This window comes from Streptomyces sp., assembly GCF_036524955.1.
Lineage (GTDB): Bacteria > Actinomycetota > Actinomycetes > Streptomycetales > Streptomycetaceae > Actinacidiphila.
The window spans coordinates 1-14547 of record NZ_DATDBG010000065.1 but is presented as its reverse complement, the minus strand read 5'-3'; the positions used below and the strand labels follow the sequence as shown (position 1 = coordinate 14547).

Here is a 14547-nt window from a genome sequence, read left to right as displayed (position 1 = left end):
CGACCCTCGAATCGGAACAGCCGGGCGGCATGCCCCCTTTGGCACGCCGCCTGGCTGTGGTCGTCAGCCGGCCGCCGCTGGCCCTACGTCCAGGACCACCTTGCCCGCGATGCGCCGGTCCAGCAGCGCTTGGGCGGCCTCGGCGACGCGCTCCCAGGAACCGCGCCAGTCGACCTCTGGAGAAAACCTCCCCGCTGCCACGAACCCCAGCAGGGTTGCCAGGTCCGGGCCGACCTCATGGATGTCGCCGAACGTGCTCATCGTCTTGGACGGCCCGATGGAGAACAGTGAGTACGGCGCGAACACCGCCGGTTCGCCGGAAGCCCAGCCGATGTTCTGCACACTCCCGCCCGGCGCGAGGAGTTCCCAGGCCGCGGCCAGCTGTGGGCCGCCGACGTTGTCAAGGATGAGGTCCACCGGCCGGTCGATGCCCTCCAGGCCGACCACCACCTCGTGGGCGCCCAGCTGGGTCAAGCCGTCGGCGCGCGCCGGCGATCCCACCGAGGCGATCACATGGGCGCCGCTCAGGGCCGCCAGCTGGACAGCGTAACGGCCAACGCCGCCGGCCGCGCCGGTGATCAGTACCCGTCGGCCCAGGACGGAGCGGGAGCGTAGTGTGCGCAGCGCGGTGATACCGGCCATGGGCAGCGCGGCGGCGTCGGCGAGGTCGACCTGGGCGGGAACTTCGGCCACCGCGGTGGTGTCGACAGCCATCCGCTGGGCCCACGCGCCGGCGCCGAACGCCGCGACTCTGGCTCCGGCGGACGGTCCGGTGCCGTCCGCCGCGGCACGTACGACGACACCGGCGGCGTCGTAGCCGTGAACGGTCCCGGTCGGACGTCGCCCGGCGAACGCTACCTCGCCGCGGTTGAGCGAGATGTGCCGGACATCGAGCACCAGCTGATGCGGTGCCGGCCGGGGTTCTGCGGCCGTCCCAAGACGCAAGGATCCGGGAGCGTCGGGATCAACGACGAGCGCGCGCATGTCCATCAAGCCTCCTCTGTAGACGTGCACCATCCGGACTGACGGTCCGGATGGTGCACGGTATTATGCGGACTGACAGTCCGTCTAGCTGGGAGGTGCCGATGCCCGAACAGCGCGCCGAACGCGCCGACGCGGTCCGTAACCGTCGCGCGGTACTACGCGCAGCTGAGCAGCTCTTGGCCGAGGGCGGCGGGGACCATGTGTCACTCGATCGCGTTGCCGCGCTTGCCGGGGTCGGGAAAGGCACCGTGTTCCGGCGCTTCGGCAGCCGCGCCGGACTGCTGGAGGCGCTACTGGAGGAGAGGTCCCGGCAGCTGCGCGATGCGGTCAGGAACGGACCCCCGCCTTTGGGGCCCGGAGCGCCCGCTCCGGAGCGACTGCTCGCCTTCCTCGAAGGACTCGGCGCGATCGCCGAAGGCAACGCCGCCCTGCTGTCCGCGCACGAGCAAGCCTGCGCTGACGGCAAGTACGGCGATCCCAGTTACCAGTTCTGGCACCGCCATCTCAGCACCCTGTTCGCCGACGGACGTCCCGATCTTGACGCCGACTTCCTGGCCCACGCCGTACTCGCCGTCTTCGAGGGCGACCTGATCCGCCACATGACACCGCCTGACGACCCCCGCCGCTTCACCCGTTCCATCCAGCAGATGGCCATGACGCTGCTCCGCCGTGACTGATCGTCGGGGTGTCCACCTGTCGATCGATCCTCGAAGGCCCCCGGCACGCCCGGCGCGGTGGCGGGGTGTGAGGCCGCGGCGGCATGACCGGCCGTGGCACGACGAAGGCCCGATCCCGGCGTGTTCTTCCGTTCCGGGGATCGGGCCTCGCGTGAGGGGGCCTTGGGCGGTCGGGACCCCGCGTGGCCGGGCTCGTGCCGTACGGGTCAGAGCGCGGCGGCGCCCGGCTTCTGCATGCCCTTCACGGTGCGCGAGTCCACGAACTGGCCGAGCGCGGTCATCTCCCACTCACCGGAGAAATTCTTGATCATCTTGGCCATCAGCACCCCCGTGCGGGCCTCGCTGCCGGTGAGGTCGAAGCGGACCAGTTCCTCGCCGCTCGCCGCGTCCAGCAGCCGGCAGTACGCCTTCGCGACCTTGTTGAACTTCTGCCCGGAGTAGGAGTTGACGGTGAAGACCAGCCCGGTGACCTCCGGCGGCAGCCCGCCCAGATGCACGGTGATCGCCTCGTCGTCGCCCGCGCCCTGCCCGGTGAGGTTGTCACCGGAGTGCTGGATGGAGCCGCCCAGGATCTGCAGTTTGCCGAAGTAGCAGGTCGCGAGGTGGTTGCGCTGCGGGCCGTAGGCGATGACCGAGGCGTCCAGGTCGATGGCCCGGCCGCCGTACGCGGGCTCCCAGCCCAGGCCCATCCGGACCGAGGCCAGCAGCGGCTTACCTCCCTTGACCAGGGAGACGGTCTCGTTCTTGCGGAGGTTGACGCGGCCCTTGTCGAGGTTGATCCGGCCGGGAGCGGCGGCCGGGGCCGGCGGTACGGGCGGTGCAGCGGGGGGCGGCGGCGGAAGGTGGGTGGCGGCCGGGCCGGACGGCGGCGCGGTGTACGAGGGGGCCGGCGGCGGGGTCATGGGCTGTGCGGGGGCCGCGGCGGGCTCGTCCACGTTCACCCCGAAGTCGGTGGCGATGCCCGCCAGCCCGTTCGCGTACCCCTGCCCGATCGCGCGGACCTTCCAGGCGCCGCCGCGCCGGTAGACCTCGACGACCACCAGGGCGGTCTCCGGGCCGAGCCCGGCCGGCGTGAAGGTGGCGATCACCGAGCCGTCGTCGGCGCCGCGCACAGTGGCCGTCGGTGTCGTACCCGCGAAGGCGCCGCCGCCGTCGATGCTCGCGGTCACCACGATCTTCTCGACCCCGGCCGGCACGGCGGCGGTGTCCACCGCGATGGAGTCCGGGGCCGAGCCACCGCCCGAGCGGTGGGTCACCCCGGGGCCCTGCGGCTGGTTGTAGAAGACGAAGTCGTCGTCCGAGCGCACCTTGCCGTCGGCGGCGAGGAGCAGGCCCGAGACGTCCAGCCGCACGGGAGCGGCGACTTCCACCGTCACCCGGGGTACGGGAAGCGGCACATTCGAGCCAGGCGTCATTGCGGTCATGCCCCCGTAACGACCGACCCGCCTTTGCGGTTCCATTGCCCGCGCGGAAGCGGTACGGCTTCGCGCAGGGCGATTGTCACGGGGCCTACGCGCCCGCCGTCGCGCTCAGCGCGAGGCCCTCCGGGGAACCGGCGGGCAGCGCGAACGCCGTGGTGGCCGCGGGCGCCAGCGGCGCCAGGCCGAGAAGCCCGCAGGCCGCCCGGACGGTCAGGGCGTGCCACAGCGCGGCGCCCCGGAGCATGGCGTGATCACCGCCGGGCAGGACGTACCGGCAGGCCTCGGCGCCCGCCGCGCGGGCCCGCCCGGCCATCCGCAGCGACTCCTCGGGTGACGTGATCCGGTCGGCCGTGCCGTGCGCGAAGACCAGCCGGGTGCCGGCCAGGTGGTCCACGGGCTCGCCCGGCGGGCACCACGGCGCGAGCGCGACGACCCCGGTCACGCCCGGGTCCGCGGCCGCCCGGAGCGCGGCCCGCGCGCCCATGGAGTGCCCCACGATCACCAGGGGCGCCCCTCCGGTGCGCCGGGACAGCTCCGCCACCGCCTCGGCCGCGTCCCGCGCCGCGTCCGCGCGTTCCCCGTTCCATCCCTGGTGCCGGTACCGCCCCTCGGCCACGACGATCCGGGCGCCCGCGGTCGCCCGCGCCAGCGCCCGTACGAAGGGCAGCATCCGCCACGCCGGGCCGTTCACCCACGACGGCTTGCGCAACCCGTGCTCGCGCCCCCCGTGCAACACCAGCACACCACCCCGCGGTGCCCCTTCCGACTCCCCCGGAAACCGCCGCACCAAGAGCCGCCGCTCCACCCCACGCCCCTCTCCCGCGGGCCCACCCCGCTCCCGCCCATTCTCGCCCTCTCGGCGCGGCCGCCCGGCACCCGCCGTCCCGTCCCGGTCGTGCCTTCCATCCGTCCCCGCGCCGGCCGCCGCCCGTGGCCGACCCGGCGGCTCTCGACGGGTAGGGGCAGACGGCCGACCGTGGCCGGCCCGGCTCGAAACACCACGTGCACTTCAGGGTTCCGCCGGGGGTGGTGGTAGGCGCGCGTCGCCCACGCCATGGCACCCAGTGCGATCGGACGGCGCCGTCATCGCACTGAGCCGGTCCCGGATGCCTGCCTCGCGGCGGCTCTCGGAGATCCCTCCGGAGGACCCTCCCCGGGGAAACCGGGGCGCGGCGATCATGGGGGTACCGCCGCGCCCCGGGGCGTTCCGGTCGGAGGGTCCGGGCGAGTCGGGCGCGCCCATGTCACCACCGAACGCGGGACATCGCCTTTGGTAACGCGAATGTTTCCGGCAGGCTACATCCCCGGTCCGGTCCGGTGGTCACAACCGGTCGCAATCGGTCGCTCGGACGGGTGGATCGGGTGCCGCCCGGTCGGCAGCCTCCCCCCCCCTGCTGGGGCCGGGCCACCGCTCCGCCGCCGACCGCGCCCGCGCTGCGGGTTGTTGCGGGTTGCGAGTGGCGGGTGAATGCTCCGGGCGCGCGCGTACGTAGGCCGGCCCCGGGCAGCCGGGCCGGATTTCCCAGCGGTTCGGGGCCGGATCCGATCACGTGAGCCGTCCCTGCGCACATACGCCGAGCAGCCGTCCGGCCCCACCCGCGTAAGCCCGCCCACGGCCGCGGTGGAGTCGCCGGCGGGAGCCGGTCCCGCGCGTCGAACGGTGGGTCCTTGAGCACCGGCTCGCGGGGCGTCACCGCGTAACCCGTTCCCGGGGCGCCCCTCCCCGCTGCGGCACCGCACTCCCGCTGCCGGGCGGGCCCGCGTTGTGCCCCCCCCGTTCAGCCGAGCGGAACGACGGCCCACGACGTTGCCTCGCGGGCAGTCCTCCCGCACCCGGCGACCGAAGTGCGGCGCCGTGGCGGGGAGGGGCACGCCAGGCCCGCACCCGGTACCGGAGTGCGGTCGGCAGGGGGCGGGGGCACGCCGGAAACGGGAAGGTCAGCCTTCGAGGCGGGCGAGGAGAACGCGTACGTGGCTGCGGTCCGGGTCCTTCACGGCGGTGAGCAGCGTGACCGGCCCGGCGGCGGCCAGTTCGCGCAGGCGCCGCACGGCGTCCGCGTGCTCCGGCGCGCTCAGCTCCGCCTGGTAGCGCTGCTCGAACTCCGCCTGCCGCTCCGGGTGAGCGTGGTGGAAGGCCCGCAACTCGCCTGTGGGAGTGAGCTCCTTGGGCCATTCGTCGATCGCGGCGCGTTCCTTGGACAGGCCGCGCGGCCAGAGCCGGTCCGCCAGCACCCGTACCCCGTCCGCCGGCTCCGGCGGATCGTAGACGCGGCGCACCCGGAACCCGGCGGGGGACGGCGCCATGGCGGACCTCCTCGGCGTGGACAGCCGTACCCCCTCAGCTTGCGACGCCGGACCCGGTCATGCCTCCGCACGCGCCACCCGTCCAAGGAGGTAAGGCAGTCCGAGCACTCCGCCGCGCGGTACGACCAGCGGTCCCGCGGCGAGCACAGGCTCGCCCTTCACGCGCGCCATGCGGGCGAGCCTGCCACTCGCCGCGCACGGAGAGCGCGTGGTCGGCGGCGGGTGCGCCGAAGAGCGCGATGCCCGACCCGCCCGCGATCCGGCGACCGTGTTGAGGACACCCGCCGCCGGGCCGGCGCGGTCGGCCTGACCGCCTCCGGGGCCGCCGTCGGCCGGCGGTGGTCACGCCGGGCCGCCCGCCCGGGCCGAGCGGGACGTTCCGACCGCCGCGGGGGTGACCGTACCGACCGCCACCGGGATCAGCAGTCCCGCGAGCGTCCGCACACGCCCCGGCGCCCACGGGCCGCCCGGCCCGCACCGAGGGGTGCCCCTGCCGTAGACCACGTCCATCTGCCGCACGGCGGATGACGGGCGGGCGTCCACCCGTGACCCGCCCCGTTCCGCGCACGTGCGTGCCGTACACCCGCGCCCGGGAGCCGCGCTAAGTTCGGCGCATGGGTGAACGCGAGGTGCTGCACATCAAGGGCCGGGTGCTGGTCGGCCCGCAGGACGTGGCCGACGAGTTGTGGGTCGTCGCAGGCCGTATCACGTTCGAGCGGCCCGCCGCCGAGGCGACCGGGACGGTGGGCGGCTGGGTGCTGCCCGGCCTGGTGGACGCGCACTGCCACATCGGGCTGGACGCGCACGGCGCGGTGGACCGGGACACCGCGGAGAAGCAGGCGGTGACCGACCGGGAGGCCGGCGCCCTGCTGGTACGGGACGCCGGCTCGCCCAGTGACACCCGCTGGATCGACGACCGCGACGACCTGCCGAAGATCATCCGGGCCGGCCGGCACATCGCCCGCACCCGCCGCTACATCCGCAACTACGCCCACGAGATCGAACCCGGCGACCTGACCGCGTACGTTCGCCGGGAGGCGCGCCGCGGTGACGGATGGGTGAAACTGGTCGGTGACTGGATCGACCGGGAGGCCGGCGACCTGGCCGCCTGCTGGCCGAAGGACGCCCTCGCCGAGGCGATCGCCGTCGCGCACGCGGAGGGTGCCCGGGTCACCGCGCACTGCTTCGCCGAGGACTCCCTCGCCGACCTGGTGGCCGCCGGAATCGACTGCGTCGAGCACGCCACCGGCCTGACCGCCGACACCGTCCCGCTCTTCGCCGACCACGGCGTCGCCATCGTGCCCACCCTGGTCAACATCGCCACCTTCCCCCGCCTCGCCGACGGCGGCCAGGCCAAGTTCCCGCGCTGGGCCGACCATCTGCGGCGGCTGCACGCCCGCCGCTACGCCACCGTGCGCGACGCGTACGACGCCGGGATCGCGGTCTACGCCGGCACGGACGCGGGCGGCGGACTCGCGCACGGCCTGATCGCCGCGGAGGTCGAGGAACTGGTACGGGCCGGGCTGCCCGCCGAGGCCGCGCTGTCCGCCGCCACCTGGGGCGCCCGCGCCTGGCTCGGACGCGAGGGCCTGTCCGAGGGCGCGCCCGCCGACTTCGTCGTGTACGACACCGACCCCCGGCAGGATGTACGGGTCCTGGCCGCGCCGCGCCGGATCGTGCTGCGCGGCGCGGTGGTCGGCTGACCCGCTCGGCCCCCGTCGCCCGCCGGTCCGGCCCCTGATGCCACAACGGTGTAACGACCGCCCCCTCGGCGGCATCGGCGCGGGCCCACGCCCCGTAGGCTGTTCCCCACGCGCGGCGACCGGCTACGGTTCACAAGGGCTGACGTGCGTCGATCTCAGCTCAGCGCTGGGGGGAACACGGATGGGCATGCGCTGGGGCACAAGGACGGGCGGGCATGGCTGAAGGGCTGTTCGCGGGTCGTTACGAACTCGCGGAGCTGCTCGGCTCCGGGGGGATGGCCCGGGTGCAACGGGCTCGCGACACGCGGATGGGCCGTACCGTCGCCGTCAAGACCCTGCTGCCCGAACTGGCCGGTGACCCCGCCGCCCGCCTCCGGTTCGCCCGCGAGGCGCAGGCCGCCGGCGCGCTGAACCACCCCGGTATCGTCACCGTCCACGACCAGGACGAGGTGCGCGACGGCGACAGCGTGCTGCCGTACCTCGTGATGGAGTACGTGGCGGGCGCCACCTTGGCCCAACTGGTCCGCGAACAGGCCCCGTTGGCGCCCGAACGGGCGGTCCGCATCGCCTGCGACATCCTGGACGCGCTGGCCCACGCGCACAGCCGCGGCACCGTCCACCGCGACGTGAAGCCCGCCAACGTGATGATCACCACCGAAGGTGCCGTCAAGGTCGCCGACTTCGGTATCGCCCGCGTCCTGCACACCGACGCCCGGCTCACCACCACCGGTTCCGCGATCGGTACGCCCAGCTACATGTCGCCGGAGCAGGCCAACGGCGCCGACGTGGACGCGCGCAGCGACGTGTACGCGGTCGGCTGCGTGCTGGTGGAACTGCTCACCGGCCGACCGCCGTTCACCGACGGCAACCCGCTCAGCCTGATGTACTGGCACGTCCACAGCCCGCCCCCGGCCCCCTCCTCCCGCAACCCGCGGGTCCCCGGTGAGCTGGACGCCCTGGTACTGGCGGCACTGGCCAAGGACCCCGCGGACCGGCCGGCCGACGCCGCCGCGTACCGCGACCGCCTGCGGACCTGGCTGGTCGCGGCCAGCGCGAGCACCCTGAGCGGACCGGCCGCCGAAGGGCTGCCCCTGCGGGACGCGGCGCCGGGCGACGTACGGGACTCCGGCGGCGGCTCCGACCCGGGCTCGGCCTCCGGTCCGAGCGGCGGTCCGGACGCCGCTCTCGGCGGACAGCAGCCCGCCGACCCCCGGTTCACCTACGGTGTCGGCGCCAAGCTGCCCGCGCTGCCCGCCTCGCCGTCACCTTCTCCCGCAGCCGCAGCGGGGCCCGTCCCCGCGGCACCGCCCGGCGCCGTACGGGAAGCCACCCCGCCGCCCGTCACCCCCGGAGCGCCCGCTCAGCCCGCCACCCCCGGAGCGCCCGCCCAGCCCGAGCACCCCGCCTACTCGCCCGCCCGTCAGGTCCCGCTGCCGCCCCCGTACCAGCCGCGTACGCCCCCGCCGCTGAACGTGCGCCCGGTGGAGCCGCCCGCCCGGCGGGGGCGCCGCCGCCGGTGGATCGCCGCCGGCGCCGGACTGGCCGTCGCGGCCACCGCCGTCCTGGTGACGCTCGCCTTCACACCCATCGGCGGCGGCCAGGGCGGCAACGACAAGCCCACCCACGGCCCGACCAGCCCGGTCGTCCAGAACGCCGCTCTGAAGATGCACGGCGGCAAGGAGGGCAGCGGCTACGGCGGCGGCCTCGACGGAGTCGTCCGCCCCTCCACGAAGAAGGGCGGCACCCTGCGGCTGGTCTCCTCGTACTCGGTCACCGACCTGCTCGACCCGGCCGCGACCTACGACCAGGCGTCGTGGAACATCCAACGCCTCTACCTGCGCAAACTCGTGGACTACGCACCCATGCCCGGCATCAGGGGCCGCGAACTCGTCCCCGACCTCGCCACCGACACCGGCACGGTCAGCTCCGACGGCCTCATCTGGACCTTCCACCTCAAGCCCGGTCTGGTCTTCGACGACGGCACGCCGATCACCTCCGAGGAGGTCAAGTACGGCATCGAGCGGACCTTCGACCGGGCGGTCTTCACCGGCCCCTCGCAGTTCGTGGACCTCCTCGACCAGGGCCAGCACTACGCGGGCCCGTACAAGGACTCCGACCCGGACAAGCTGGGCCTGTACAGCGTCGACACACCCGACGACACCACGATCATCTTTCACCTCAACAAGCCCTTCGCCGACTTCCGTTACCTCCTCGCGCTGTCGGTCGGCGCACCCGTCCCGCGGGCCGCGGACACCGGCGGCGGCAAGGACTTCGAGAAACACCCGGTCGGCAGCGGCCCGTACAAGGTGGCGTCGTACACGCCGGGGACCTCCCTGGAACTGACCCGCAACCCGCACTGGAGCCAGGCCACCGACGCCGTCCACTCCGCGCTGCCCGACACCGTCGAGCTGACGTTCCTCGACAGTCAGGAGAAGGTGGAGGCCGCCCTGCTGGCCGGCACCGCCGACCTGGACCTGACCGGCAGCACGCTGTCGGACGCGACCGAGCAGAAGATCCTGGGCGACTCCTCGCTCAAGGCCGACGCGGACCTCGTTCACACCGGCAGCACCCGCTACCTGAGCCTGCAGACCTCCGTGGCGCCGTTCGACAACGTCGAATGCCGGCGGGCGGTGCAGTACGCGGTGGACCGCGCGTCGGTGCGGACGGCGCTCGGCGGCTCGTACGGCGCCGGCGACGTAGCCACCACGATGCTGCCGCCGGTCTCCGACGGCCACGACCCCGCCGCGACCCCGTACGGGACACGGGCCGGCCAGGCCAACCCGGAAGAGGCGAAGAAGCACCTCGCCGCGTGCGGGAAGCCGGACGGTTTCGCCGTCACCCTCGCCGGCCGCAAGGACGCCGGGCGGCTCGGGGACGCCATGCGGGAGATCAGCGACTCGCTCGCCGAGGCCGGCATCACCGTGACGATCGAGACCCAGGACACCGCGGCCTTCTACGACACCCTGTTCGCGCCCGCCAAGCTGAAGAGCAAGGGCTGGGGCATGGTCCTCACCGGCTGGGCCGCGGACTGGCCCACCGGCGGCGGGTTCCTGCGCACCCTGATCGAGCCCGGCAACGTCAACAACTACGCGGGGCTCGACGACGACGTCGTCAACGGCATGGTCGAGGACGCCGACGCGCAGACCGATCCGGCCAAGGCCGCGGAGGACTGGAAGAACATCGACGCCAAGGTGATGAGCGAGTCCACGATGGTCCCGCTCGTCCACACCCGCAACCTCGTCTACCGCGGCCCGCGGCTCACCAACGCCTACGAGCACCAGGTGCTCGGCGGCGTCGACCTCACGGCTCTGGGAGTTCTGCCATAGCCGTCGCGAGGGCGTTCGCGAGACCTTCGGTGGTACGGCGGTCACGGACGGCGATCCGCAGCCAGCCGGGGCCGAGGCCCGGAAAGGTGTCGGCGCGGCGGACCGCGTAGCCCAGCGACCGCAGCCGCAGCCGGACACCGGCCGCGTCCGGCAGCCTCAGCAGCAGGAAGGGGGCGGCCGGGGTGTCGCCCGCGACCTCCAGCCCGCGGAACTCCCGCAGCCGCTCCACCAGGTACGCCCGGTCCGCGGTGAGCGTACGCGCAGCCTCCGCCGCCTCGGCCAGCGCCGCCGGCTCCACGCAGGCACGGGCCGCCGCCAGCGCGGGCGTGGACACCGCCCACAACGGCTGCGCGCCCTCCAGCGCGGTGATCAGCTCCCGCCCGGCGAGCACGTACCCGATCCGCAGCCCCGCGAGCCCCCATGTCTTGGTGAGGCTGCGCAGCACCACCAGGCCCGGCGTGTCCCGGTCGGCGGCCAGCGACTCGGTCTCACCCGGTACCGCGTCCATGAACGCCTCGTCCACCACCAGGGTGCGGCCGGGCCGCGCCAACGTCCGTACCAGGGCCGCCGGATGGAGGACGGATGTCGGATTGGTGGGATTGCCGAGCACGACCAGGTCCGCCGTGGGCGGCACCGCCGTCGGCTCCAGGCGGAACCCGTCGGACTCCCGCAGCACGACCCGCTCCACATCGTGCCCGGCCGCCCGCAGCGCGGCCTCCGGCTCGGTGAACTGCGGGTGGACCACGACCGCGTGACGGGGGTTCAGCGCCCGTGCCAGCAGGACGAACGCCTCCGCGGCGCCCGCGGTCAGCAGCACCTCGGGGTCGGGCCGGCCGTGCCGGGCGGCCACCGCGTGGCGGGCGGCGCGGCCGTCCGGGTAGGCGGCGAGCCCGGCCAGGGAGGCGGCGATCCGCTCGGCGAGCCACGCCGGGGGCGTGCCCGTGCGGACGTTCACGGCCAGGTCGATCAGGCCGTCGCCGACCTCGGCGTCGCCGTGGTGGCGCAGGTCGTACGGGTCGGCGTCAGTGGGTGTGCGCATGGTGGTGCCCCTGGGTGTGGCCGTTGGGGCCGTGGTGCGCGTGCCCCGGGTCCCCGGGGTGGTGGTGCGGCTGCTGCGGCAGGCCGACCCGGTCCTCGAAGCCCGGCAGCTTCACCCGGTACACGCAACTGTCGCAGTTCATCCGCAGATCGCCCTGCACCGCCTCCCGGTAGCGCTCCATGACCAGCTCGGCGAGCTCCGGTTCCGGTCCGATCACCTCCGCGCACCGCACGTCCAGACCGTCGTGGTCCGCCGCCCACCCGCGGGCCTGGTCCCGTACCCGGTCCGGCAGCACGCCGGTGAACAGGAAGTACGGCAGGACGACGATCCGGCGCGCGCCCAGCCGCCGGCAGCGCTCCAGTCCGGTCGGCACGGACGGCTCGGCCAGCGACACGAACGCGGTCTCCACGCCCGCGAGGCCGCGGCCCTCCCACAGCAGCCGCGCCACCTTGTGGACCTCGGCGTTGGCGTCCGGATCGGTGGACCCGCGGCCCACCAGCAGCACGGTGGTCCCGGCCCGGCCGACGCCGTCCAGGGCCTCGTCCAGCCGCCGCTCCAGCACGGTCAGCAGGTGCGGGTGCGGGCCCAGCGGGCGGCCGTAGGCGTAGCTCGTCCCCGGGTGCCGCCGCTCCTCCCGGGCCAGCGCTGCGGGGATGTCACCCTTCGCGTGCCCGGCGGAGACCAGCACCAGCGGCACCGCGGTGAAGTCCCGTACACCGGCGTCCACCAGCCGCGCCACGGAGTCCGCGAGCGGCGGCGGCGACAGCTCGATGAACCCGCCGCCCACCGGCAGCCCGGGGTTGGCGGCGGCGAGCCCGGCGACGAAGGTACGGAAGGCGTCGGCGCCGGCGTCGTCACGGGTGCCGTGCCCGACGAGGAGCAGAGCGGGGGAGGCGGGTGCCGCCGGGGGTTTCACTGGTGGTTCTCCTTGACGGGATACGCGGTGTACAGAAGGGCGTTGAGGGCGGCGGCGGCCACCGCGGAGCCGCCTTTCTCCGAGATGTTGCTGACCGCGGGCAGCCCGGACGCCCGCAGCCGGGCCTTGCTCTCCGCGGCGCCCACGAAGCCGACCGGCATCCCGATCACCAGGGCGGGCGCCGCGTCCAGCTCCATCAGCTCCTCCAGCGCGGTCGGCGCGCACCCGATCACCCACACGGCACCCGGCCCCACCTCCGCGTACGCCAGCCGGACCGCGTGCGCGCTGCGGGTCAGCCCCGCGCACGCCACCGCCTCCGCCAGCCGGCACACGGCGCGCCTGGCGGTGATCCCCGAGGCGACCATCTCCACGTCCGCGACCACCGGCGCACCGGTGTGCAGCGCCTGGTGCGCGGCCCGCAGTTCCGCCTCGTCGGCGACCAGGTCGTCGGCGTACGCCAGATCCGCGCTGGCGTGGATCACCCGCTCCACGACCGCCCGCCGCAGCGGCGGCAGCCCGGAGGTGTCCAGACGCGAGCGCAGAATACGGAAGGACTCCTGCTCGATGGGGTGGACCGTTCGGTTCACGACGGGGGTTCCTCCGGGTGGGACGGCTCTGCCGGTGGCCGGGTGCGGGGTGCGCGCGCCGGTCATGACTGCCACCGGTAGCCGCGGGGGGTGACCATGCGGCCGGCGACGGTGCGGGTGGCGGTGTTGCCGACCGTGACGACGGTCACCATGTCGACGGTGGTCACGTCGAGCGCCCCGAGGGTGGTGACCTCGACGTGTTCGTCCGCGCGGGAGGCGGCGCGGACGACGCCGACCGGGGTGGCGGCGGCGCGGTGGCCGCCGAGGATCGACAGCGCCTCGGGGAGCTGCCAGTCCCGGCCGCGGCTGCGCGGGTTGTAGAAGGTGACCACGAGGTCGGACTCGGCCGCGGCCCGCACCCGGCGTTCGATCACCTCCCACGGGGTGTGCAGGTCGGACAGGCTGATCGACACGTGGTCGTGCCCGAGCGGAGCGCCCAGGAGCGCGGCGGCGGCCAGCGCGGCCGTCACACCGGGTACGCCGACCACGTCGATGTCGTCCGCGGCTTCGGCGAGGGCGGGGGAAGCCATCGCGTAGACGCCGGCGTCGCCGCTGCCGACGAGGGCGACGGCGCGGCCCGCCCGCGCCTCGGCCACGGCGGTACGGGCCCGCGCCTCCTCCGCGCCGAGCCCGGACGCCAGAATCCGCGCGCCCGGTGGGAGCAGGTCGCGGATCTGGTCGACGTACTGGTCGAGCCCGACGATCACGGAGGCACGGCGCAACTCGGCTGCCGCGCGGGGCGTGAGGAGGTCCCGCGCGCCGGGGCCGAGGCCGACCACGGCCAGCCGGCCGCGGGGGCGTCTGCGGGCGACGGCCACCGTGGCCATCGCCGACTTCCTTTTCTCCACGACGAGTTCACCGCCGGGTGCCCCGAGGAGGGCAGCCGCCTCGGCCACGGACGGCGTGCCCACAGCGGCGAGGGGGGCGTCGGACGGGTTCGGCACGTCCACCTCGGCGAGGGACGCACTCGGAAACGTGAGCAGCGGCACCCCGAGGTGTGCGGCGGTCCCCACGATCCCGGCTTCGTCCGCTTTCGCCTCGACGGTCGTGAGTGCGGCCACGCTCCCGAGCGCGAGCCCCGCCCGCGCCAGGCTTCCCTCGACCAGGCCCAGCACTTCCTCCGGGGTGACCCCCCGACTCCCCCCGACCCCCACCACCAGACTGGGCGGTCGCACGAAGACGGTACGCGGCTCCTCCGCCCGAACCCGATCGGTCACCCACACGACATACGTCCCGCCGTCGGCGGGGGCCGCTTCGGCACCGTTCCGGTGGGCCACCACGGATCGGGGGGCGCCGCCATCCTCCACGAGCGGGGAGCGGGCGGCCGCCCCCTGGCAGCTCACCGCATCCTCCGACGGGGGCTTCCCGCAGGCCGGGAGCCGGGGCGTGCCGGGGAAAGACGGTTCGCCGGAGCTTGCCGGGTGTGCGGGCTTCTGGGGGGTGTCGCTGTCCCGGGTGGGTTGCGGGAGGGCGCCGTGCCGGGGACTCTCGGGGGAAGGCGGTTCCCCCGGTCCTGCCGCGTGCGGCAGGACCGGGACGGCGGTGTTAGGCGGTGCCGACCCGGCCGCGGCGGGCGGACGGGGTGCTGAG

At 74.6% G+C, this 14547-nt stretch carries 11 protein-coding genes; 3 read left to right on the top strand and 8 right to left on the bottom strand.

Annotation, left to right across the window (positions count from 1 at the left end):
• Positions 1 to 63: 63 nt before the first annotated feature.
• Positions 64 to 897, bottom strand: coding sequence for a zinc-binding dehydrogenase (locus VIW71_RS05345; protein WP_331620794.1), 834 nt, complete (start codon positions 895 to 897; stop codon positions 64 to 66).
• Positions 898 to 1085: 188 nt separating this feature from the next.
• Between VIW71_RS05345 and VIW71_RS05340 the strand changes: the two genes are divergently transcribed.
• Entirely contained in the window at positions 1086 to 1661 is a 576-nt protein-coding gene (locus VIW71_RS05340) for a TetR/AcrR family transcriptional regulator (protein WP_331620793.1), read from the top strand.
• A 206-nt stretch (positions 1662 to 1867) separates the two neighbouring features.
• Here VIW71_RS05340 and VIW71_RS05335 read toward each other — a convergent pair whose 3' ends face one another.
• From VIW71_RS05335 to VIW71_RS05325, 3 genes are all read right to left on the bottom strand, one after another.
• Complete coding sequence (locus VIW71_RS05335; RefSeq protein WP_331620792.1) at positions 1868 to 3076, bottom strand: TerD family protein; 1209 nt, start codon at positions 3074 to 3076, stop codon at positions 1868 to 1870.
• A gap of 94 nt (positions 3077 to 3170) precedes the next feature.
• A complete protein-coding gene (locus tag VIW71_RS05330) occupies positions 3171 to 3818 on the bottom strand; it encodes an alpha/beta fold hydrolase (RefSeq protein ID WP_331620791.1) in 648 nt (215 codons plus the stop codon).
• A gap of 1202 nt (positions 3819 to 5020) precedes the next feature.
• Positions 5021 to 5386: a DUF488 domain-containing protein gene (locus tag VIW71_RS05325; protein ID WP_331620790.1), complete on the bottom strand. Its 366-nt coding sequence runs from the start codon at positions 5384 to 5386 to the stop codon at positions 5021 to 5023.
• Between the two features lie 614 nt (positions 5387 to 6000).
• On the opposite strand from VIW71_RS05325, the gene VIW71_RS05320 reads away from it, so the two are divergent.
• Together VIW71_RS05320 and VIW71_RS05315 are read left to right on the top strand one after the other, a co-directional pair.
• The gene (locus VIW71_RS05320; RefSeq protein WP_331620789.1) at positions 6001 to 7089 is read left to right on the top strand and encodes an amidohydrolase family protein; all 1089 of its coding nucleotides are present in this window, start codon (positions 6001 to 6003) and stop codon (positions 7087 to 7089) included.
• Positions 7090 to 7304: 215 nt separating this feature from the next.
• Positions 7305 to 10415 carry an ABC transporter substrate-binding protein gene (locus VIW71_RS05315; protein ID WP_331620788.1) on the top strand — a complete coding sequence of 1037 codons (3111 nt, stop codon included), beginning with the start codon at positions 7305 to 7307 and terminating at the stop codon, positions 10413 to 10415.
• Here VIW71_RS05315 and cobC read toward each other — a convergent pair.
• The 4 genes from cobC to cobJ form a co-directional block, all read right to left on the bottom strand.
• The gene (gene cobC / locus VIW71_RS05310) at positions 10390 to 11454 is read right to left on the bottom strand and encodes an Rv2231c family pyridoxal phosphate-dependent protein CobC (RefSeq protein ID WP_331620787.1); all 1065 of its coding nucleotides are present in this window, start codon (positions 11452 to 11454) and stop codon (positions 10390 to 10392) included. The genes VIW71_RS05315 and cobC overlap by 26 nt on opposite strands.
• On the bottom strand, positions 11438 to 12370 hold the full coding sequence (locus VIW71_RS05305) for a sirohydrochlorin chelatase (protein ID WP_331620786.1): 933 nt from the start codon (positions 12368 to 12370) through the stop codon (positions 11438 to 11440). Before VIW71_RS05305 ends, cobC begins: the two co-directional genes overlap by 17 nt.
• Positions 12367 to 12957, bottom strand: coding sequence for a precorrin-8X methylmutase (locus tag VIW71_RS05300; protein ID WP_331620785.1), 591 nt, complete (start codon positions 12955 to 12957; stop codon positions 12367 to 12369). Before VIW71_RS05300 ends, VIW71_RS05305 begins: the two co-directional genes overlap by 4 nt.
• 62 nt (positions 12958 to 13019) lie before the next feature.
• On the bottom strand, positions 13020 to 14547 hold a 1528-nt coding region (gene cobJ / locus VIW71_RS05295), incomplete at its 5' end, for a precorrin-3B C(17)-methyltransferase (RefSeq protein WP_414720667.1).

Coding starts and splice junctions, on each gene's coding strand:
- VIW71_RS05335 (WP_331620792.1), bottom strand. CDS start 3,076: ATGACGCCTGGCTCGAATGTGCCGCTTCCCGTACCCCGGGTGACGGTG.
- VIW71_RS05315 (WP_331620788.1), top strand. CDS start 7,305: ATGGCTGAAGGGCTGTTCGCGGGTCGTTACGAACTCGCGGAGCTGCTC.
- cobC (WP_331620787.1), bottom strand. CDS start 11,454: ATGCGCACACCCACTGACGCCGACCCGTACGACCTGCGCCACCACGGC.
- VIW71_RS05320 (WP_331620789.1), top strand. CDS start 6,001: ATGGGTGAACGCGAGGTGCTGCACATCAAGGGCCGGGTGCTGGTCGGC.
- VIW71_RS05325 (WP_331620790.1), bottom strand. CDS start 5,386: ATGGCGCCGTCCCCCGCCGGGTTCCGGGTGCGCCGCGTCTACGATCCG.
- VIW71_RS05340 (WP_331620793.1), top strand. CDS start 1,086: ATGCCCGAACAGCGCGCCGAACGCGCCGACGCGGTCCGTAACCGTCGC.